The organism is Erwinia tracheiphila, assembly GCF_021365465.1.
GTDB lineage: Bacteria > Pseudomonadota > Gammaproteobacteria > Enterobacterales > Enterobacteriaceae > Erwinia > Erwinia tracheiphila.
Window position 1 is genome coordinate 1,161,291 of the sequence record NZ_CP089932.1, and the last position, 19,244, is coordinate 1,180,534.

Here is a 19,244-nt window from a genome sequence, read left to right on the forward strand (position 1 = left end):
CGTCAGAAACAGCGACATACTCACCTTCTGGTGGTGGCGTATCGGATGCTGAACGCCACGCCCACTATTCCCGCAGGTCGCTGAAAGCAACCGAGATCAACTTTCCACCAAGGATATCAGTAGCAGCACTTACCGCTGGCTCCTTATCATCTGGAAAATCAACTACAAACGTTATTTTTCCCATCATTCACCATCCCACTCGCTGCCGTTTTTCCCGTCTGCCATCAGCTCATGTAACAATTGGACCAGACTGCCAAGCTGGTCAGCCATTCGACTGAAATCACCGACTAAAGCGTTGTCCACATCCTCCCATGCTTCAGCCATTTCAAGAAAATGACGTTCCGCAGTTGCCAGACGGCGTAACTGACCACGTGCCAGTTTCAGGTGTTCACAATAAGTATTGTTACTCATGCTCATGACTACAATTGCCAGTCTTAGGGCCAAACATATACTCACCGATGTGGTTATGTCCCAGATTGCAGAGAAACGTTCTACAGCCATGAGTATGCTGCCCGAATGGATAAATACTCATTTCACCCGGACAGGGCCGTATTGGCCAGTTTCCCAGCGTTCTCAGTACCTGCTCACAGTCTGCCAGCGTAAGATTATATTCGGCCTCATCGGGTAACAGCGGCGCGGTACGGATTTGGCAACGCTGATAGTGGGAGCGACTTCCCGGAAAGAGATATTGCCATGCCTTATGAGCGATTTTCACCTGATGCAGCGCATCAGCAAGGGCATTGTGCTTATCGCCAGTGACTGGAATGTCTTTGACGTTGATCCCCGAAACACGCACCAGCGTGCGCAAATCAGCAATATTCCTATATTTCCAGGGGTAGATATCTTCACCGTAAGCGTCTGTCAGGGGATTAACCCGGTCAAACCAACCCTCAAGAATAGTGATGTCAAAAACTGACCCATTACCCCAGGGAATACAGCGACCACCGCCGACATTATGAAGGAATGCCCTTAACTCTGCCGCGACATCAACGGGAAGACGATTACCATTAAAGGCTGCATCACGCGCCTCCTCACTCTGCTTGTCCCACCACTGAATGGTGCTGATTTCTGGCATGCCGTAGCTAATGGCGGCGTCATAGCTTATACGCTCATAGAAAGCATCCCCTGTGTTGCCGGTCTGAGGATCAAACTGAACAGCGGCGATGGAGAGCACAGGGCACCCGCGCTTTTTACCCAGCGTTTCTATATCAATCATCACGTTATTCATTTGCATATTCATACGTATTTCCACCTTTTTTTATGCCGCTCTGCCGCCTGTTTCATTGCAGACTGCACAGATTTTTTAAATATCCGGTGATTATGATTGTCCCAGAACTGCCAGCGGGACACGGTTGGCAGTCCGGGGTGCTCAACGACAGAACTACCATCGTTCAGGAGATAGACTCGTTCAGCGCCATTGTCCCGATGTTCACAACCAGAGACGCAGAGATACATATATCGCCCCCATATCAACAGTTAATTGTTTCATTTCGTTTTCCTTAAATTTGGCGTAAGTCAGCCTCTGACGGTTTACGCCATAATTAAACGAAGGTTTATTTCGGTTTAAATCGTATTTAAATTCAGCCCGCAGGCGTCAGTGTTTCTGTTTTAACAAAAAAAGGTTCACGGTCGATTTCCACAATAGTGCCGCAGTTAAAGTCTCTCGCCCCGGCAACGGTTCTGACCGGATAGCCGCCGCGCAGGACTTTACAGGGCTGATAGATAAAGTGGCTACCGACAGCGTGTGTCTGATTAAACGCTTTAGCTTTCATCGCGACCACTCCATCCACGCGCTACCGCGTTAGCACAGTAGGCCATACGGGACTCAGCCCATTTTCGACAGCCACTGCTGCGGGCATACTCAAGCGCTTTGCGCCACAGGTCCGAGGCTTTTTCCCATTCGCCGCTGCGCTCGGCGCGTCCCGCCCCCACTGCATAGAGACCGTAATTATTTCGTGCTGCGCTCTCAGCTCTGTTATTCATGTCATACCCCGGCCATATCCAGATAAATGGGCGTGTACTGGTCACTGTCACCCACGCGTTCATAGATGCGGATGTAACTTTTGCTGCTGACCACCTGCACAGCCTCTGCCAGAGCATCCATTGCCCGCAGCCAGCGAGGGTCGGTTATGTCATGACGGCGCAACTGCAGTACGCGGCCCGGATTAATCTCGCCTTCTTTGTCGGTGGAAAACGCCCGGTCGATAATGGCCAGCAGCTCAGGTCGTGCATCCTGCGTCCATTCCGCCACGCAGGCGTCAATCAGCTCCTTTGCCGCCTGAATACGCTCGTCAAACGCTATCCTGTCCTGCATGGCTCGCTGTACCTTGTAACGCCCGTCATAGGTATACAGCGTGACGTTGCCCTTTTTACCCCCGATGGTGGCACCATACTGTTCGGCAGAGAGGTCAACCAGCGCCTGAATATCCGCAAAGGTATCCTGCTTAAAATCGCGCAGGGACTGACTCAGAGGGACTGCCCGCGCAACGATGGACCGCACCAGTGCATCGCGCTCCTTATCAACTGGTTTCACCAGACTTTCCGGCGTAAGAACACCACGCGCGTCTTTCCAGTAGCCAGCAGGGATAGTAGTTTCCTTAATTTCAGTGGACATTGTTATTACCTTCTGTGGTGGATTTAATAATTTCTTTTACTTCACAAATATCGTTATCATTGCGTTTAAAACCTTTGCGGCTTTCCAGTGCGGTAATTATCGCTTTATGAATAAACTCGGCTTCTCTGGCCTCTGCCTCAGTACATGACCCTTCGCCCATAATTCGGGTACCAACGCCAGTGTCGTCCTGCTCAACGATAATTTTCATTACTATTGCCATTTAATCCCCCTCATGATTATTTTCATCTCGAATGCAACCTAATTCCTTAATGCATGCTGCCAGTAGGTACTGGGCTAGAGTTTCTTTGATAACGTCAATTTTTTCTGAATCGTCAATTTCAGCATTAAAATTTATTCCATCGCTGTTGCTCTTAAGCGTAACGATTAGTTTTACAGACATTTAGCTAACTCCAGATAACCGTACAACCGTCGATATTTGATGTCCGGGTAACTTTGCGGACACCACCAGATACTTCCACCATTTCCATTACTGGCCACACAGGGCCGCTCAGGGGCGGCAGGGCATAGACGATCGGCAGAGCACGATGCCAGCCAGTAACACGGCCACCGTGGGTATGGATCTCCGACCGGGCGCGGGAATGCCGCCAGTTAATGACTTGTTTTTCCATTGTTTGTTACCCCTTAATGAATCAGCATCTGCGCGTAGGTTTCGATTAACTTCACGCTAATCCCCTGGTTGCCGATAGCACTGGCTCGTACCACGCCCCGCGCCAGTTTGAACATGCGGCGATAATTACCCTTTGAATATTTAAGAAATGCCTCCGCTATTCCTGGAATATGGATAGCGCTCTGGACATCGTCCTCCGGCAGCAGACTGGCGAGGATGGTATTGAAGTCCTCAACCTCGGACTTGCTCTTGTGGGCCTCAAGGTCTAACGCCATGCCTACGCGGCTGTAGAGCTGCGCAAACTCACCGCGAGACCCCTTGAGGTTAATCAGCAGACGTGGCATGCCTGCCAGCACGATGGCGACGCCAGAACGGTCGTGGATGCGGCGTAGTACCTCCAGTGCGCGGTAAGGCAGCAGCTCGGCTTCATCCACCAGGACAACCCAGCCGGTGCCCGTCAGCGCCTGTATACACTCCTCGCTTAACTCATGGATATTGCCTGTCTTTTTCACCCCCAGGCGGGCGCACAGTTCCTGCAGCAGTACTTTGGCGGTGTAGCCGGGGTCGGCCTCAATCAGGATCGCGCCCTTATTCATCTCCACATAGCGCTTCAGCGCCATAGTTTTGCCCATACCTGCCGGGCCATAAATAACGCCGATATCGCTGTCCATATGAGTGTTGCTGATTAAACCCAGCGCCAGCCCGGCCAGCTGGGTCTGAACAAAGGACTCTTTAACTTCACGGCGGCGGGCGCGTTCTTCCTCGCGGCTGATAAAGTCAGCGATAGCCGACTCGACGTTACTGATATTGCCGTTATAGACGCCTTTCAGATACTGAGAAATAACCGCTGTGCTCAGGCCCGTTTTAGTGGCTACCTTTTTTTGGGTGTAGCCAGTCCCCTCCAGCAAGTGGATTAATTTATCTTTGATGTTCATTTAAATAACCTTATTGATGATTACTGGCTTTCTTTAAATCGCTTTCAAATTCCGATTCGAATAAATAAACCTTTTCTGGTTCGTTATTATTTCGCACTGGCGCGAACATCGTAACGTCAATCTCCGGTCGCTGTTCAAGCGCAGGCCGCAGCTCTTCCTGCTTGCGACGCACCTTGTCTTCCAGGTTCTTGACGCTGCGTTTAACGCGCTTCTCTTTAAGCTGCTCGATACGGGCTTTCGGGAAGGCATCGACCTTATTGCCATTCCAGATAGCATCACATATCCAGGAGCCGTCCATACGGCGCACAATAACGCTGTGGGGGTCGTGAATATCAAAGCAGACCCGGACTTCTTCGCCTTCGACGCAGGCCAGCTCGGTGCTGAAATAGATATTCTTGAATAGCTGTATCTCGCCGCGTCTGGCCGTACAAATCTGCTCTGGCCGGAACATTTCATGAAGTTCCGAGCTGGTCAGGAACTGAATTTCTTCCTGCTCTTGTTTGATAACGTGATTGCGGTAGGCCAGCGGCGACCAGTGCTGTCCGCTGTCGCGCTCCGGCAGACTGCGGTGCGGGCGGTTATTATGCCGCTCTATCTGGCGCTCAATCTCCGCGACCAGTTGCTCCATCGTCGGCACCTTGCGCATGGCCATGGCCTGCACCTCATTCAGTGAACGGCCTTTTTCCAGCGCGTTGACGGCTGAATCCACCGCCTTGCGGTACTTACGTTGCGCCTCCCGGTCACCAGATTTACCCACCCAGGAACCAAAGGCCATCGCGGCACGCTTCGGTATTTCCTGGTTAAGACGTTCGATAATGCCGCGCCCCTGTGGATTACCCGGAATACCGGTGGGGTGCTCAATACCGAGGCGGGAGAAAATACCCGTAATATCGGCATCGAATACGGCGTTTTTCTCACCGCCACCGTTATCGGAGTAATACATCAGCGGTACGCCGTAGCGTGATACTGCGTTACGGATGGCATCGCCTACGGCGACCTGGCTCTCGGACATGGACAGACTCCAGCCAACCACCACGCGGGTGCGGGCGTCGATCACCAGCGTAATCTCAGGCCGGAACGGCTTGCCCGTCTCAGGGTTAATCACTTCCATCTTCATGCCGTGGCCATCGCCGACCCACACACCATTAACCGGGATAACAGACCAGTCGCGGCGCACGAACGGCAGGTACTTCTTGTAGTCGGAGCCGGTTGCGCGTCCGCGCTCACGCTCGGCAACAGGCAGCTTGTCCAGCGCATAGCGCACCGTGTCAACTTTGGGTAGCATGGATAACATGATCTCGTTGTCCCCGTATTGCTCAATCCACCACTTCGCAAACTTCTCGTATGCCATCATGACGGTGGGTTTATTGGTATCGCGCCAAAAGCGCATAAAGTCCGGCATCCATGAATACTGGAACACCTCTTTTTTGCTGACCTTACCCGGTGCCAGCAGCGCCATGCGTCCACCCACTGTATCCGCAGCCATCCAGGCTGACAGCCAGCGCTGCAGCGTTGGCACGCTGACCCCGGCGCGGGTGGCACCTTTGCGGGCGTTGGCGATATCGGCGGCCCGCTGTACATAATCCGGCAGCGTCCCGGCGACAGAAGCGTCGGCAATAAACTCGACCGCCTGCTTGCGCTTCATGCTGAGACCACCGTTGCCGCTGCTGTCCATCAGGCGTAACACCTCCTGAACCAGCACCATCCGCGCATCGCCGACTGCTTTCTGGCTGTCGGTCAGCTCGCGCAGCTTCTTCTCCTGCAGGGCCGGGCATTTGCGGTACAGCGCCAGCTCGCGCTGAACTTTCTCGCCACCGGCTCCCGTGACCAGTTCACCTGCGGTGGTCGCCCTGGCCGGAAGGGAAGCAGACTGCGCAAGCAGCTGACGCGCTAAACGAGCCTGGACAGCTTCGCGGGCGGCGTCCGGCAGACAATCAACGTTGTACTCGTAGGCCTTCGTACCCTGGCGGCGGCGCATCATTTCCGGCAAACCAGCAGCACACTTATTCAGGGTGTACCGCACTCCCTGAACCGTACCAGGCAACCCCGGCAGGCCAATTAACTCATTCACCGTAACGAACATAATCAGGACGCCTTACGCATATAGCTTTTGGTCTGATAACGGCTGGGCCAGATTTCTTCCGGCGCAACGTCCAGTGCAGCAGCTACGATCTCCTGATAAGACCTGCATTTTGTTCTTAATACAGACTTCAGGGAGCCTGCTGCGTAACCATTCCTGCGGCTCAGTTCAGCGAGGGACAAACCACGCTTGTGTAGCTCGCGGATGACATCCTCAGAGTGCCAATCAGAAACCAGATCTTCTTTTCGATTCATCATTCATCTATCCTAAAAAGTTATCCCGAAGGATAAACCGTAGGTTATCTCTTCGGATAAAAGTATTGATCCATATTTCCCTCATGTAAAGCAAATTTCCCACTTTCTTTGTGATTTTTGCCTTTGCTGATTCAAATTTGAATCAATCTTCTTAAAATCAATAGGTTATGTGGAAAAGAAAATGGAATACCGGAAAGAAAACAAATTTGCTTTTGATGAGGTCAGAAAAGAAAGCTTCATCCGGCGCTTAAAATCTGTAATTGGCGAACGAAGCATAAGAGCTGCAGCAAAGGAGTGGGGGCTGTCATTCTCAACATTGAATAACTACATCACACGTGGAACAGAGCCATCATTCGTGGCTATGCAGGCTATAGCGTTTGCTGAGGGCATCTCTCTTGATTGGCTGGCATTTGGCCTTGGTGATTCAAATGTGAATCACTCTACTGAAGGCCCACAGCAGGGAAATAGCACTAGTGCCAAAAGTGATAGTACGGACAAAGAACATCTCCGCACCGCTTGGGCGACTGCCTTTGAGTTTATGGGGAAAGCTGAGGCGGAAGCCCTTTTGAAAATCATAATTAACGGCGGTGCACGTAGTATCATCAAGTTAGCTGAACATGATACGACCCTCGACGAGACTTTTATGCTACTCCCGCCAGAGTTGAAAGAGAGAGCAATAGATCTCATCGACGCGCATGTAGAAGCTAAAAAAGGGGCATCTGAAGAGGGTGAGGTGAACAGCACTGATAGCCTAGCTCAGGAAGCTAAGCGGGCAGGTTGAGTTAAGTAAGCGTAGGCAGATGCTTGCGCACAGGTGTAATGCATAATTTTTATGAGGTTATTGAGTTCGGCCAACTTTTTTAGCCGCTTGCTTAAACGAAAATCAAAAATGATTTAAACGCAGTTCAAACTCACACAAGTAGCAATCATTCGAGTATCAAATATCGTTCGAAAAAATCAGTTTTGAGTCATTTTTTCGCGACGAGTATCAAACCCCAGATTTCGACCAATGCCGCGCCAGTAAAAGGTTGGCGGCTTGCTTGAGGCATGCACGATCAGTATCAAAATGATTACCCCCCCATACATGCTGTTATTTGCGGGGCTGCTTATTACCTCACTGGGCTGGATGCGTGCGCCCTCGATGCTGACCATTCATAACCCGCCTGATTTACGTTCCGGCAGCACCCGTGCCTGGTGGGTTATCCCGCCACCCACCGTTTACAGCTTTGGGTTTTATATTTTCCAGCAGCTGAATGCATGGCCGCACAACGGCGATGTGGATTACACGGCCAAAATTGCCCAGATGAACCCGTACCTGACGCCCGCCTGCCTGGATTTTCTCAATAAAGATGCGGAGATGCGTAAAAACACCGGGGAACTCCGCGACCGCGTGCGGGTGGTCTATGAAATACCCCGCCGGGGCTACGGTGCGAACAGCGTCAGAGTCATTGATAACGACAACTGGGTGGTCCGGCTGGATCTGGTGGCCGATGAGTACGTCCACAGCGAACTGGTGAAGCGGGCAATGGTCCGCTACCCGCTTAAAGTGGTGCGCTGGGAGGGCGATCCGGAACGTAACCCGTTCGGCCTGGCGCTGGACTGCTATGACAGTACGCCGCAGCGGCTGGAAGCAGCCTCCCTGCCGGAGCCGGAGAAAACGTCAGGAGCAAAACCGTGAGGATCAGCATACTGATAGCGCCAGCCCTGCTGCTGGCATCCGTTGCGGGTCAGGCCGTTGAGCTGATGAAGTGGGAGCGTATTCCGTTGCAGATCCCGCTTGTCGTCGGGCAGGAACGCATCGTCTTCGTGAATAAGAACGTTCGCGTCGGTTTTCCGCCCTCGCTGAATGACCTGCTGCGTATTCAGAGCACCGGCGGCGTGGTGTATCTCGATGCGAAATCGGCGTTTCCGGTCACCCGTATCGAGCTGCAAAACAAGGAGAACGGCGAAATCATTCTTCTGGACGTCACGGCAGCGACGGGGAAAACCACGCCGGAGCCGGTGAAGATCGTCTATGACGGAGAGGTGGCCACCGCCGCCGCCAGCGACAAACAGACGGTGAGCGGTGATGGCGACAGCGCTGGCCGTCAGCCGGCGCAGAGTGACAGCACGCCCGCCAGCCGCAAACCGCCAAAGCTTAACGCGCCGTTGCCGGTGGTGCTGACCCGCTATGCGGCGCAGAATCTTTACGGGCCGCTGCGCACCGTCGAAGCGGTGCCCGGTATCAGCCCGGTGTCGCTGAAGCTGCCGTCGAACCTCACCACCGTGATGCCGTCCGAGCCGGTAACGGTGACACCGATGGCCGCCTGGAGCCTTCAGGGGAGCAGCGTGGTGGCTTTACAGGTGCGCAACCGCTCTGCCGGGAAAATCGTCCTCGATCCGCGCGTTATCGAAGGTCAGTTCACCACCGCCACCTTTCAGCACCGCTGGCTGGGGCAGGCCGGTACCCCGGAGGACACCTCCGTACTGTATCTGGTTACCTCCGGGCGACCGGAGAGCGCATTTATCGCCGAGCCGTCGGTGGAAAGACCGGCCGGCAAACGTGCCCGACAGGAGAAGAAATAATGAAGCCTTCCTCCAACCTGCTTGTAAAAGTCGCGGTGCCGGTGCTGCTGGCCGGGACCGTGGTGGTGGCCGTTAAGTCCTGTTCGGGGAAGGAAAACCAGAGCAGCCAGACGCAGAAAGCCTCCGGCGGCACGCTGAAAGACCTGACGCCGGAAGACCTGCGCACGCTGGGCGTTGAGGGCGACACGCCGCAGGATACGCTGCGCACCATTGTCGGTAACTTTCGCCGCGTGCAGGAGCGCCTTAACACCCTCGAAGGCGACAATAAAAAGCTCAGTGATGAAAACAACACCCTGAAAACCAAAAACGGTAATGTTGACACGCAGATAAGCCAGGCGGTCAGCACGGCACGTAATGAAGAGGCGCAGAAACGCTCACAACTCAGCAGTCAGGTCGCGGAGCTTGGCGCACAGGTGAATCGACTGATGGATCAGATGCAGCAAAAAAACGCAGGCGGCGACACCACGTCATCCACCAAAAACGGCGGGCCGGGCGGTGATATCCCGGTGGGGCTGGGGTATGACGGCGGCCAGAATGGCGCGACGTCCGCACCGGCTTCGGACGGCCTGCAATGGGTGGAGCCAAAGGACGGCGTGGCCACCGATTCCGGTGGAAAACCGGTGACGGACAGTAATAAAAACAACGCCACAGGCTTTGCCTTTGCGACGTCGTTCGATAAGGCCGCTGATGCCACACAGCAGGCGGCGGCTAAAACCACAACGGCCGCGCAGAACGCCATGAATGAGGCGGAGAAGAATACCGATCCGGTTTACACCCTGCCGGAGAACGCGACGCTGGTCGGCAGCCGGGCGATGACCGCGCTGCTGGGACGTATTCCGATCGACGGCAAGGTCACTGACCCCTATCCGTTTAAAGTCCTTATCGGTAAGGACAACCTCACTGCCAACGGCATTGAGCTGCCTGACGTGCAGGGCGCTGTGGTGTCCGGCACCGCCACCGGCGACTGGACGCTCTCCTGCGTACGCGGCTCCATTACCAGCATCACATTTGTCTTTACCGACGGGACGGTCCGTACCCTGCCGTCACCCAACGGACAGAACGGCGGGGGGAGTCAGGGCGCACAGGGCAGCGGCAACGGCGGCAGTAATAATGCCGGCATCGGCTGGCTGTCTGACGATAACGGTATTCCGTGTATTTCCGGTACGCGCAAAAGTAACGCCTCCACCTACCTGCCCACCATTGCCGGCCTGGCCGCTGCCACGTCAGCCGGCGATTCGCTGGCGGCGAATCAGAACACCAGTCAGACCAACGGCTACGGTGGCGTGACTTCCAGCCTGACCGGGGACGCGGGCCAGGCGGTGCTGGGTAAGGCTTTTGCCGGGGGAATGCGTGAAACCGTGGACTGGGTGAAGGCCCGCTACGGCCAGACCTTCGACGCCATTTACGTCCCGCCGGGCCAGAAGGTGGCGCTGCACATTACCCGCCAGCTGGCCATCGACTACGAAGAAAAAGGCCGCAAGGTGAAATACGACTTCAGCCTGGCCCGCAGCGGCACGGGCATGGACTGATGAGGAACCCAATGCACAACGATAACCTGGAATACCGCGTCGTTTACACGCCGCTCAGTGGTCGCCTTTATAGCGGTCTCATCCGACGGGATAACGGCAAATGGCAGGGCAAGCCGCATGATGTCACCGACTGGGCGATGCTGGCGGTCGGTCTCAAACTGTCACGCGAGGGCAATGATATCCTCTTTCCGCTTCCGGATAACCGCTGTATAAGAATTTCCGCGTTTTTCTGTGACGCTGAAGGTGCGGAGGTCCCATATGACCAGGTTTAAAACGCTGGCCGCTGTCCTGCTGGCGGTGACGCTTACCGGATGCAGCACCTCCAAAGATGAAATGCTGCCCCCGGGCGACAGCAGTATGCTGGATATGTGGAATGACGGCGCGTCGGTCACGCACACCACCACGGAGAGCCGGGCCACGCTGCGCAGGCCCGTTTCCGACGGTGAACGGGTGATTTCGCAGCAGACCCGTGAGAGCTACAGTCGCACCCAGGAAAATGAAATTCAGCAGACTTTTCCCCGGCTGCCTAATCCGGACATGGTGATGTACGTCTATCCGCATCTGGCAGATGGCAGCACCCCGGTGCCCGGCTACAGCACCGTGTTTCCCTTTTACAGCCAGGTGCAGTACGCGCTCCCCGGTGAACGCACGGAGGATCTGTGATGACGTTTTCACTGTTTCGACGCCGCTCACGCTCGCAGGATCCGCATCAGCACGGTGACGGGCCGTTTTCGGTGAACGGCCATGAGCCACTGACCCGGGAAGGCAGGGTGACCCGCGCCGATGAGGCAAGGCTGTACGACACCGCACCCTCGATAATCGACCACATCCCCTGGGGCGAGTATCTGCCGGAACACCAATGCATTCTGCTGGATGACGGCGTGTCGGTGGGGGCGGTGTATGAAATCACCCCGGTCGGCACCGAAGGCCGTCCCGCTTCCAGGCTGGATGAAATCCGCGACGTCATGGAGAATGCCCTCCAGGACAGCCTGCCGGAGCTGGATTCCCACCAGTGGGTGGTTCAGTTTTTTTGTCAGGATGAGTCCGATCTGACCGCGTACATGGACCGGGTGCGCGGCTACGTTAAACCCCGTGCGCAGGGGACTGCATTTACCCGCGCCTGGCTTGACGAGCAGGCGCGTCATCTGAAAAACGTCGCCGTTGAGCAGGGTCTGTTTCTGGATGATGCCGTCACCGGTGCCCCGTGGCGCGGACAAATCCGTCGCACCCGGATGGTGATTTACCGCTGGGTGGAGACGCCTTACCGCGATCCTCTGGCCCCGGAGGTGCTGCTGAAGCAGGTCTGCGATCGGCTGACCTCGGCGATGAGCGGGGCCGGTATCCGCAGCGAGCGGCAGAACGGTGAACAGATCCACAGCTGGCTGCTGCGCTGGTTCAATCCCTCGCCGACGTGGGTGGATAAAGCGACCCTGTACCGCTGCGCCCGGCACAGCGACGACGCGCCCGGCGAGCTGCCGCTGCTGAATGATTTCAGCGAAAGTCTGTGGTTTACCCGGCCCCGCAGCGATGCGGAAAACGGGGTGTGGTGGTTTGATAAGGTGGCGCACCGGGCGGTGCCGGTGGCCCGCCTGCGTAATGCTCCGTCCACCGGGCATCTGACCGGCGAGGTCCGGCGGGGCGATAACATTAACGCCATCATGGACCTGCTGCCGGAAGGTACGGTGCTGACCATGACGCTGCTTATTCAGCCGCAGGACAGGCTGGAGGAAAATTTTGCCCGCCTGAGCCGGGATTCAATGGGTGAGAACGTGGGCTCGCTGCGTGCGCGTGAGGACGCGGCCACGGCGCGTACTTACCTCGGCAACAGGTACAAGCTTTACAGGGCAGCGGTGACCCTGCTGATTAAGGCGTGTGATATTGCCACGCTGGACAGGCGCTATCTGGATCTCAGCAGCACGCTGCTGAACTGCGGGCTGGAGCCGGTCAACCCGGAGCATGACGTTGGGCCACTCAGCAGCTATCTACGTGCACTGCCGATGTGTTTTAACCCGGAGAAGGACCGCCATAACTGGTACACGCGCCTGATGTTTGTGCAGCATTTTGCCTGCCTGGCACCGGTTTACGGGCGCGATACCGGGACGGGCAATCCGGGATTCACCTTTTTCAATCGCGGCGGCGGACCGCTCTCCGTTGACCCTCTCAACAAGAACGACAGGACCCAGAACGCCCACAAGCTGCTGTTTGGCCCCACCGGGGCCGGTAAGTCGGGCACGGCGCTGTGTGAGCTGGCGCAGATGATGGCCATCTACCGGCCGCGCATCTTCCTGCTGGAGGCCGGTAACAGCTTCGGGCTGTTTGGCGACTACTGCGCCTCGCTGGGCCTGACGGTCCACCGGGTGAGCATCAAGCCGGGTAAAGTCATCTCGCTCGCGCCGTTTGCCGACTCGCACCTGCTGATGCGGGTCAGACCGGATGCGCTGATGGTCAGCGAAGAGGATCTGCCGGATATTGATGAGGACGGGGGCGATGACGACGATAAGGATGAAGAACGTGACGTGCCGGGCGAAATGGAAATAGCGGCCCGCCTGATGATAACCGGCGGTGAAGCTGCGGAAGAGGGGAGGATGACCCGCGCCGACCGGGGCATGATCCGTGAGGCGATGATGATTGCCGCCCGTCGGGTGCATGAGGAGAACCGGCAGATGCTGCCCGAAGATCTGATGTTTGCGTTACAGAACATTGCCCGTGACGTCAGCATCGGGGAGGATGGCCGTGAGAAACGGACCGCCGCCCGGCGGGCGCGTGCGGAGGAAATGTCCGAAGCGCTGCGCATGTTTACCGAGGGCTTTGAGGGGGAGCTGTTCAACCGCCCCGGCACGCCGTGGCCGGAAGCCGACGTGACCATTGTCGATCTGGGCACCCTGGCCCGCGAAGGCTACGAGGCGCAGATGGCGGTGGCGGTGATTTCCCTGCTGAACACCATCAATAATATCGCCGAACGCGAGCAGTACAGCGATCGCGACACTATCGTGCCCATCGATGAGGCGCACATCGTCACTGCCAATCCGCTGCTGGGTCCCTATGCCACCAAAATTGTGAAAATGTGGCGTAAACTCGGCGCATGGCTGTGGCTGTTTACGCAGAACCTGGCCGACTTTCCCGATACGGCGAAAAAAATGCTGAACATGGCGGAGTGGTGGATCTGCCTGGTGATGCCGCCGGATGAGGTGGAGCAGATTGCCCGTTTTAAAACGCTGACCGACGAGCAGAAAACCATGCTGCTGTCGGCCACCAAACTCCCGAGGAAATATACCGAAGGGGTGATCCTCTCGCGTAAGGTACAGTCGCTCTTTCGTGCCGTGCCGCCCAGTCTCTGTCTGGCGCTGGGGATGACGGAGAAAGAGGAAAAAGCCGAACGCCGTGAGATCATGAATCAGATGCACTGTAGCGAACTGGAGGCGGCGTTCCACGTAGCACGTCGGCTGGATGAGAGCCGTGGTCTGCATACTGAACAGGGGACAGCATGAAAAAACTGATTATGGAACCGCCGTCGGTCGTCCCTGACAGGGCGCTGATTGCCACCGTCATCTTTACTGTTCCCCCGCAGGGGCTGGCATCAGTTGGCGAGTCTGACAGCGTGGCGCTGGGACAACTCCGGGAGGAAATACTCAACCGACTGGAAAAACCGGTGCTGCTGTCGGCGTACCCACACCGGGTGGGGCGTCGCAGCTGTCTGGCGGTGCATCTGGAAGACAGCAGGAGCAGAACGCTGGATATTCTCATCACCGTCACCGGCAATACGCTGTGGCCGGGAGAAGGTGAGTTCAGGACCGGTATTCGCTGGAATATCTGCGTGCCGGATGCCACCGATATGCTGTGGGTGCTGAAGGAGATTGACCGGGTGGCCTGCGGCGTGGTGTGCAGTTAAACGGGCCTGTGGGTTATGCGGGCAGCGCGGTTTGCTGCCTGCGCAAGCCTCAGGTTGCGGGGGCGGGCGGCACAGAGCCCGCGAGAGAAGGACCTTTTTGCCACGCTTATCTGTGGCATTTTATCGTGATGTGCCGGCGGATTTCTGGTATACCTTCGCAGGTGATGCGTTATGGATGAGAGACGATGAAAATAAGTGAAGAGGCGTTACTGCACGCTGGCTTCAGCGCCGCAGATCTCAGGAAGATAAGGAATAACACGGAAAGCTACGGCGGAACGCTGGGCGAGGCGATTCAGGATCTGGCCAACCGTTTCATCATCGCAGCAGGCGTTATAGGCTGTTGCCTGGCTGTTTTTGTTTTACTTCTCTTTTTTGGCTCTGAGCAAAGTTTGTTCTCCGGTTCAATAGGCCTTTCTTGCGGTATTGCGGTTGCTGTATTCGTACAACCGCCAATTCTCGCCTGGAAGTCATGGCGATACAGAAGAAGAAACAGAGATTATTGATCGTTGTGATCTGTAGATATAAGGTCAAAAACAACCTTAGCCTTAACCCCATATTCGACAATTTTCATCGTTAATTTAGGTCTGCTCATAGTATCTACTTTGCGATAGTAATCTCGTGGAAGCCATCTGAATAATCGCCATGCGCCTGCTTTTTTCGCAAGCCCGAATATACTGTAAACGCTTGCACCAAGGGTAGCAGCATCATAAAATGCCAGACCCGATTCAGGTTTAAAGCCCATATAACTGGCAGCACCCATGCTTGCATCGGCAACGATTCCCTCCGTTTTAAATTGCTGACCGTAATGAAGATGTGCCGCTTCTTTAGTTATTCCATTTACACCATCAACAAAAAGTATCGCTCCGGCAAGAACACCAATTGGTGTCATGGTAGACATCATGATCATTCCGCCAAACATGGCTACGCCGGATATGACGATATTTACAGCTGAAATAACATACCCAACAATTTTGTTATTTTCTCTGATAAATTCAACCTTTGCGTAAAGCTTTGCCGCTTTCATTCGCAGCAACCGGCTCTGCTCATAAAGGTTATCCTGCTCGTCACGCAGTGCGGAAATGCAGGCAATGCACTCCTCGTCTGATTTGGCCCTACGGGCAAGCGCGAACTGCTGCTCAACGACGTCTTTTATTTCCTGACAAAACTTTATCCGGGTCAGGTCGTCAGACAGATGAAAAGCTGACAGCTGGCTTGCCAGGTTGACCAGCTTGCGGGCTTCCATATTAACCATTGTTTCAGCCCAGGCTCTGTTCCTCCCGCCCGACTGCATCATTGACAGTAATGCGGAATCCATAGCGTTTTCTCCTTATTTCAGAATGATGAGGTATTAATTTTATGTTTGGGGAAGCCCTAATAGTACGTTTCCGTTCCGTTGGACTTCAAACCCCGATTAAGGGGATCCCTTGGGCGGGATGCGTCATGTAAGCAGAGTCTTTGAAATGTAAGACCTTTCAGTAATATAAAAGGCGACCTCGTCACGAACTCTGCAACAGAGCCAAAAATATTGATGGAACTAAATATGTTGTTATGGCCACCCAGCATCACCAGATAGAGGTATTTCATCACCCAGCATCACCAGATAGAGGTATTTCATGAAGAAGAATTCGTTTGACCATCTAATTGATGGGCTTGCAAGTGAATATCGTATGCCCAGTTTTCCTGAAAAAAAAATGAGCACGAAATTTACTACTTTTCGTTTGAGATCGGCGTATCAATAAAGATATATCAAGATGAGTTTCGATGGGTGTATTTTGTTGCCGAAATTGGTCAGGTCGTCGATACTAATGCCGATACATTGGGACGAATGCTACACTTCAACAGTTTCAGTTTTAAAAAACCATTCCTTACACTAGGTTTGAGTAGGGGAGACGTCGGAGAACTACATGGGCGCGTTCCTTTGGTAGAAGTTGACAGTGTCGAAATGCGAAAAATCTTTGAGAATTTGCTAAGTGTGGCAGTCGAAATTAAAAAGTCATTCAATTTCAAGTGATAGGTGTATTTATGGGTAATATTTGTGGGACTTCTGGATCCCATTATGTGTATAGTCCGCCAGTTAGCCCTCGAAATGTATCTGGTTCATCAACACCAGTGTACAGTGCAGGTGGCCAAGCCCTAACCTCAGCATCTCATCTTTCCGAAGAGGCACGGGAAGATTTTCTTTCACGTGCTGCAGCGGAAGTATATCACGATAGTAGGCTCTGGCACGGCACTTCGGGAAGCTATTTGCAAGATCTCAGAGATAATGGTTTTCAGCGGAGGCGTTCAGGTGCTGTAGACGCAACTCTCCAGGCTGGCTACGAATTAAACCCGGATGTCGTGAAAAATACGGAAAAGCATAATTATTTTACTAGTTATCCGGTATCTGCAAAAAAATATGCTCATCGAACAGATCCAGACAACCCCGTTCTCGTTAGAACTATAGGCATAAAGAACAACTTTCCAATTGAGCTGGATCCTGACAGTAAAGGCCCTGATGGAGAAATTTTTCCGTATAATTGCAGGACAACCTCATCCATTCCGTCAAAGTTTGTAGTTGGATCAAAACATAGCGCGCCAAAAGATGATGCCAAAGTTTTTAAAAAGGAAATGGGCGAAGCGGGTTATGATGTCTCTCTCAAGCAAGCGGGACGATTACTGCGGGAAGTGCAGTCAGATTCTGACGACGACTTCTGAGGGCCTTAACTGCAGCGCGTGCGCAAAATATAGCGACGGTCCAGTTTCTGCGTTGGAGGCCGTACGCCTGCGAACTCCAGTATTGTAGGTGGTCGGCCGTAGGAAATTAAAATGTTTAAGGTAAATACTTTTAACAGATCTCATTATCTTGCTAATACTGGGGATGAAGAGCAGGTTCAAAATAACGTTCCCGGTACTTCTCGGCTCGTAATTGGGCCGCCATCGTCAGAGGAGCCAGAAGCTTCGGCCCATAAAAACAGTTCTTTTACTGGCTCAAGACCAGCTTTTTATGCAAGCCAGACGATGGTCGAGGCTATTCCGCGAACGAGCATTCCTCCATCATTACCAAAACGGTACCAAGGCTTTAATCGCATTTGTCAGTCATTACGTCATATTGCAACTTCTGTAAACTGGGGCATGATAGGCCTTAAATCGTTGAGACCTATCGAAGTTCAAGCATCTGTTATTAATGGAAAGCTGCATGTATCTTCAAATTTCCACAGTGAGCACATTCGGGAATCATTGCATTTTGCTTTAACGAGAGATACAGAACGCCCAATCCCCTATCCGGTAAATAGAGGATCTAAAGCGCAGGTTGAGGAAAGCAGAAATAGGCGCCATGTCGTAAAACTCAAGGAAGATTTCCTTAACCAAGATAGGTTTGAGGTATTGAAGCAGAATACTGTTTCCGAGATAGCCAGAGGTTTGGGTTGCCCAGTCGATAATAACCTCTCACGTCAGGAGCTCTCTGAGCAAGCTATTGCTGCGCTGCATATTTTGCAGAAGGTGATTCGGGCTGCCTCGCAGTCGAATCCGTCATTCGAAAACTTGATTATTCACCCTCCATTCAGAGATGCAAGTCTTGATGGAATATTACCCGATGGGATCAATCAAACCATGCATGCAGAGCAGAACATTCAGAAGGCTTTGGCGGGCGATAAAGAATGCCAGTATCAAGAGCTAATAGCAAAGCTTGGACTGCAAGAGGGAAAGCATGTAATTGTTCCTATTGCTGGAAAGTATGTGCCTTGCGCAGCATGCTCTGAAGTTGAAAGCGAGGCTAAGGGGCCGGATGGATTATTTGATCCTAAAAGCGAAAAGTTTGTACTGCATAGATCAACTCAGCGCATCGGGATGGCTTTTTGGGATGAGGTGCAACATATTGCCATCGAAGGTCTCGATGCTGATCAAGGAAAAGCGCTTGCCAAAGGTATTGCTATCAGAGATCGTTTTTATGAAAATCCTGAAAAATTACAGGCTTCGCATCGAGAGATGGTGGAGGATTATTCGTTTGATACAGATAGTGCCTCTTCTGAGGATGATTCCATCCTATAAGGGGTTGTAAGCGGAAAGCCGCCAGAATTGAGCCTGACAGTAATTCTGTGTAACTGCTATCGTATTAAAGGTGATCGTTCAGATGATCATCGAACTTAACAATAAAACGGCTCATTGCCAGCCGCGGTCGAAGCTGGACGTTTGTGGGTGTTGAGTTTCACACTTATCAGTCGCAGATGTGGTTCCCGGGCAGTCATGAAACGTGCCCCCCCCCCCGAAAACACATTGCCATCAGCTGGGGGAGGCAACATTTTTAGACAGCCTAGGCACGGTTTATCGGCTGGCTCACGAATGTGTGCACCTGCTGGCTCTGGCTCCTGATGCCATCCCGCTACATTGTGCGATAGAGCCTGCGTTTAACCAAATGATGGCGGACAGCTTCGCTAGGGCCGGGCTGAATGCTTCACCGGCTTTGGTTACCGTGCTGCTGGTCAGCTTTCCGCAGGGTTAAACGCCCGGCGCCTATTCTGGCTCTGATCAAGGTAATAACATCATTCAAATAGATGTCGGAAAGAACAGAAATATCCCGCACTACCTGTTTTCCTCTCCGCCACTGGCCCTTTTTCCCCCAGGCATTCTGCCAGCGTATCTCTCAATTCCATCACATGCCATCACGGCCATTCTCATTGTTGCGAGGATTCTTTCATAATTGCGGTCACAGTTCTTTATATAACCGCAGACACAAATCCTGAAAATAGCGCCGGAACCCCCCACAACGGAG

The 19,244-nt window shown here is 53.7% G+C and carries 24 protein-coding genes; 12 read left to right on the forward strand and 12 right to left on the reverse strand.

Annotated elements, in window-relative coordinates; all coding sequences use genetic code 11:
* Positions 1 to 183: 183 nt before the first annotated feature.
* From LU633_RS05985 to LU633_RS06035, 11 genes are all read right to left on the reverse strand, one after another.
* On the reverse strand, positions 184 to 411 hold the full coding sequence (locus LU633_RS05985; protein WP_016192732.1) for a hypothetical protein: 228 nt from the start codon (positions 409 to 411) through the stop codon (positions 184 to 186).
* Positions 404 to 1,240 carry a 3'-5' exonuclease gene (locus LU633_RS05990; protein WP_016192733.1) on the reverse strand — a complete coding sequence of 279 codons (837 nt, stop codon included), beginning with the start codon at positions 1,238 to 1,240 and terminating at the stop codon, positions 404 to 406. The genes LU633_RS05985 and LU633_RS05990 overlap by 8 nt, the downstream gene beginning before the upstream one ends.
* Positions 1,241 to 1,580: 340 nt before the next feature.
* A complete protein-coding gene (locus tag LU633_RS05995; RefSeq protein ID WP_016192735.1) occupies positions 1,581 to 1,772 on the reverse strand; it encodes a hypothetical protein in 192 nt (63 codons plus the stop codon).
* Positions 1,762 to 1,983, reverse strand: coding sequence for an ANR family transcriptional regulator (locus LU633_RS06000; protein WP_016192736.1), 222 nt, complete (start codon positions 1,981 to 1,983; stop codon positions 1,762 to 1,764). The genes LU633_RS05995 and LU633_RS06000 overlap by 11 nt, the downstream gene beginning before the upstream one ends.
* Before the next feature lies 1 nt (position 1,984).
* A complete protein-coding gene (locus LU633_RS06005) occupies positions 1,985 to 2,614 on the reverse strand; it encodes a DUF3164 family protein (RefSeq protein WP_016192737.1) in 630 nt (209 codons plus the stop codon).
* Positions 2,604 to 2,834 (reverse strand): hypothetical protein, encoded by a 231-nt coding sequence (locus LU633_RS06010; RefSeq protein ID WP_016192738.1) that lies wholly within the window; start codon positions 2,832 to 2,834, stop codon positions 2,604 to 2,606. Before LU633_RS06010 ends, LU633_RS06005 begins: the two co-directional genes overlap by 11 nt.
* Complete coding sequence (locus LU633_RS06015) at positions 2,835 to 3,014, reverse strand: hypothetical protein (protein WP_040465842.1); 180 nt, start codon at positions 3,012 to 3,014, stop codon at positions 2,835 to 2,837. It abuts the gene before it with no gap.
* 4 nt (positions 3,015 to 3,018) lie between these two features.
* Entirely contained in the window at positions 3,019 to 3,243 is a 225-nt protein-coding gene (locus LU633_RS06020; protein WP_016192739.1) for a hypothetical protein, read from the reverse strand.
* Between the two features lie 13 nt (positions 3,244 to 3,256).
* Positions 3,257 to 4,177 carry an AAA family ATPase gene (locus tag LU633_RS06025; RefSeq protein WP_016192740.1) on the reverse strand — a complete coding sequence of 307 codons (921 nt, stop codon included), beginning with the start codon at positions 4,175 to 4,177 and terminating at the stop codon, positions 3,257 to 3,259.
* A gap of 10 nt (positions 4,178 to 4,187) precedes the next feature.
* Positions 4,188 to 6,260: a Mu transposase C-terminal domain-containing protein gene (locus tag LU633_RS06030; RefSeq protein ID WP_016192741.1), complete on the reverse strand. Its 2,073-nt coding sequence runs from the start codon at positions 6,258 to 6,260 to the stop codon at positions 4,188 to 4,190.
* Between the two features lie 2 nt (positions 6,261 to 6,262).
* Positions 6,263 to 6,511, reverse strand: a complete 249-nt coding sequence (locus LU633_RS06035; protein WP_040465859.1) for a helix-turn-helix domain-containing protein — start codon at positions 6,509 to 6,511, stop codon at positions 6,263 to 6,265.
* A 181-nt stretch (positions 6,512 to 6,692) separates the two neighbouring features.
* Between LU633_RS06035 and LU633_RS06040 the strand changes: the two genes are divergently transcribed.
* The 9 genes from LU633_RS06040 (at position 6,693) to LU633_RS06080 (ending at position 14,997) form a co-directional block, all read left to right on the forward strand.
* On the forward strand, positions 6,693 to 7,292 hold the full coding sequence (locus tag LU633_RS06040) for a helix-turn-helix domain-containing protein (protein ID WP_016192743.1): 600 nt from the start codon (positions 6,693 to 6,695) through the stop codon (positions 7,290 to 7,292).
* Between the two features lie 285 nt (positions 7,293 to 7,577).
* Positions 7,578 to 8,189, forward strand: a complete 612-nt coding sequence (locus tag LU633_RS06045; protein WP_046372367.1) for a PFL_4703 family integrating conjugative element protein — start codon at positions 7,578 to 7,580, stop codon at positions 8,187 to 8,189.
* A gap of 65 nt (positions 8,190 to 8,254) precedes the next feature.
* Complete coding sequence (locus LU633_RS06050; RefSeq protein ID WP_407647033.1) at positions 8,255 to 9,076, forward strand: TIGR03749 family integrating conjugative element protein; 822 nt, start codon at positions 8,255 to 8,257, stop codon at positions 9,074 to 9,076.
* Complete coding sequence (locus LU633_RS06055; RefSeq protein ID WP_152664265.1) at positions 9,073 to 10,605, forward strand: TIGR03752 family integrating conjugative element protein; 1,533 nt, start codon at positions 9,073 to 9,075, stop codon at positions 10,603 to 10,605. Before LU633_RS06050 ends, LU633_RS06055 begins: the two co-directional genes overlap by 4 nt.
* 11 nt (positions 10,606 to 10,616) lie before the next feature.
* Positions 10,617 to 10,877, forward strand: a complete 261-nt coding sequence (locus LU633_RS06060; RefSeq protein WP_016193251.1) for a DUF7446 family protein — start codon at positions 10,617 to 10,619, stop codon at positions 10,875 to 10,877.
* The gene (locus LU633_RS06065) at positions 10,864 to 11,268 is read left to right on the forward strand and encodes a TIGR03751 family conjugal transfer lipoprotein (RefSeq protein ID WP_016193250.1); all 405 of its coding nucleotides are present in this window, start codon (positions 10,864 to 10,866) and stop codon (positions 11,266 to 11,268) included. The genes LU633_RS06060 and LU633_RS06065 overlap by 14 nt, the downstream gene beginning before the upstream one ends.
* Entirely contained in the window at positions 11,268 to 14,093 is a 2,826-nt protein-coding gene (locus tag LU633_RS06070; protein ID WP_046372223.1) for a conjugative transfer ATPase, read from the forward strand. Before LU633_RS06065 ends, LU633_RS06070 begins: the two co-directional genes overlap by 1 nt.
* Positions 14,090 to 14,494: a hypothetical protein gene (locus LU633_RS06075; RefSeq protein WP_016192748.1), complete on the forward strand. Its 405-nt coding sequence runs from the start codon at positions 14,090 to 14,092 to the stop codon at positions 14,492 to 14,494. Before LU633_RS06070 ends, LU633_RS06075 begins: the two co-directional genes overlap by 4 nt.
* A gap of 185 nt (positions 14,495 to 14,679) precedes the next feature.
* On the forward strand, positions 14,680 to 14,997 hold the full coding sequence (locus tag LU633_RS06080) for a hypothetical protein (protein ID WP_016192749.1): 318 nt from the start codon (positions 14,680 to 14,682) through the stop codon (positions 14,995 to 14,997).
* Here the strand turns inward: LU633_RS06080 and LU633_RS06085 are convergent.
* Complete coding sequence (locus LU633_RS06085) at positions 14,991 to 15,809, reverse strand: DUF4225 domain-containing protein (protein ID WP_016192750.1); 819 nt, start codon at positions 15,807 to 15,809, stop codon at positions 14,991 to 14,993. The two genes, LU633_RS06080 and LU633_RS06085, sit on opposite strands and share 7 nt — an antisense overlap.
* A gap of 426 nt (positions 15,810 to 16,235) precedes the next feature.
* On the opposite strand from LU633_RS06085, the gene LU633_RS26125 reads away from it, so the two are divergent.
* From LU633_RS26125 to LU633_RS06095, 3 genes are all read left to right on the forward strand, one after another.
* Positions 16,236 to 16,505, forward strand: coding sequence for a type III secretion system chaperone family protein (locus tag LU633_RS26125; protein ID WP_407647035.1), 270 nt, complete (start codon positions 16,236 to 16,238; stop codon positions 16,503 to 16,505).
* Positions 16,506 to 16,552: 47 nt separating this feature from the next.
* Positions 16,553 to 17,188, forward strand: a complete 636-nt coding sequence (locus LU633_RS06090) for a type III effector (RefSeq protein ID WP_200896942.1) — start codon at positions 16,553 to 16,555, stop codon at positions 17,186 to 17,188.
* A 111-nt stretch (positions 17,189 to 17,299) separates the two neighbouring features.
* Positions 17,300 to 18,523, forward strand: a complete 1,224-nt coding sequence (locus LU633_RS06095) for a hypothetical protein (protein WP_198292549.1) — start codon at positions 17,300 to 17,302, stop codon at positions 18,521 to 18,523.
* Positions 18,524 to 19,244: the final 721 nt, after the last annotated feature.

Bases quoted from the DNA above. Each gene is read 5' to 3' on its own strand.
- LU633_RS05985 (WP_016192732.1), bottom strand. From the start codon at position 411: ATGAGTAACAATACTTATTGTGAACACCTGAAACTGGCACGTGGTCAG.
- LU633_RS05990 (WP_016192733.1), bottom strand. From the start codon at position 1,240: ATGAATATGCAAATGAATAACGTGATGATTGATATAGAAACGCTGGGT.
- LU633_RS05995 (WP_016192735.1), bottom strand. From the start codon at position 1,772: ATGAAAGCTAAAGCGTTTAATCAGACACACGCTGTCGGTAGCCACTTT.
- LU633_RS06000 (WP_016192736.1), bottom strand. From the start codon at position 1,983: ATGAATAACAGAGCTGAGAGCGCAGCACGAAATAATTACGGTCTCTAT.
- LU633_RS06005 (WP_016192737.1), bottom strand. From the start codon at position 2,614: ATGTCCACTGAAATTAAGGAAACTACTATCCCTGCTGGCTACTGGAAA.
- LU633_RS06010 (WP_016192738.1), bottom strand. From the start codon at position 2,834: ATGGCAATAGTAATGAAAATTATCGTTGAGCAGGACGACACTGGCGTT.
- LU633_RS06015 (WP_040465842.1), bottom strand. From the start codon at position 3,014: ATGTCTGTAAAACTAATCGTTACGCTTAAGAGCAACAGCGATGGAATA.
- LU633_RS06020 (WP_016192739.1), bottom strand. From the start codon at position 3,243: ATGGAAAAACAAGTCATTAACTGGCGGCATTCCCGCGCCCGGTCGGAG.
- LU633_RS06025 (WP_016192740.1), bottom strand. From the start codon at position 4,177: ATGAACATCAAAGATAAATTAATCCACTTGCTGGAGGGGACTGGCTAC.
- LU633_RS06030 (WP_016192741.1), bottom strand. From the start codon at position 6,260: ATGTTCGTTACGGTGAATGAGTTAATTGGCCTGCCGGGGTTGCCTGGT.
- LU633_RS06035 (WP_040465859.1), bottom strand. From the start codon at position 6,511: ATGAATCGAAAAGAAGATCTGGTTTCTGATTGGCACTCTGAGGATGTC.
- LU633_RS06040 (WP_016192743.1), top strand. From the start codon at position 6,693: ATGGAATACCGGAAAGAAAACAAATTTGCTTTTGATGAGGTCAGAAAA.
- LU633_RS06045 (WP_046372367.1), top strand. From the start codon at position 7,578: ATGATTACCCCCCCATACATGCTGTTATTTGCGGGGCTGCTTATTACC.
- LU633_RS06050 (WP_407647033.1), top strand. From the start codon at position 8,255: ATGAAGTGGGAGCGTATTCCGTTGCAGATCCCGCTTGTCGTCGGGCAG.
- LU633_RS06060 (WP_016193251.1), top strand. From the start codon at position 10,617: ATGCACAACGATAACCTGGAATACCGCGTCGTTTACACGCCGCTCAGT.
- LU633_RS06065 (WP_016193250.1), top strand. From the start codon at position 10,864: ATGACCAGGTTTAAAACGCTGGCCGCTGTCCTGCTGGCGGTGACGCTT.
- LU633_RS06070 (WP_046372223.1), top strand. From the start codon at position 11,268: ATGACGTTTTCACTGTTTCGACGCCGCTCACGCTCGCAGGATCCGCAT.
- LU633_RS06075 (WP_016192748.1), top strand. From the start codon at position 14,090: ATGAAAAAACTGATTATGGAACCGCCGTCGGTCGTCCCTGACAGGGCG.
- LU633_RS06080 (WP_016192749.1), top strand. From the start codon at position 14,680: ATGAAAATAAGTGAAGAGGCGTTACTGCACGCTGGCTTCAGCGCCGCA.
- LU633_RS06085 (WP_016192750.1), bottom strand. From the start codon at position 15,809: ATGGATTCCGCATTACTGTCAATGATGCAGTCGGGCGGGAGGAACAGA.
- LU633_RS06095 (WP_198292549.1), top strand. From the start codon at position 17,300: ATGTTTAAGGTAAATACTTTTAACAGATCTCATTATCTTGCTAATACT.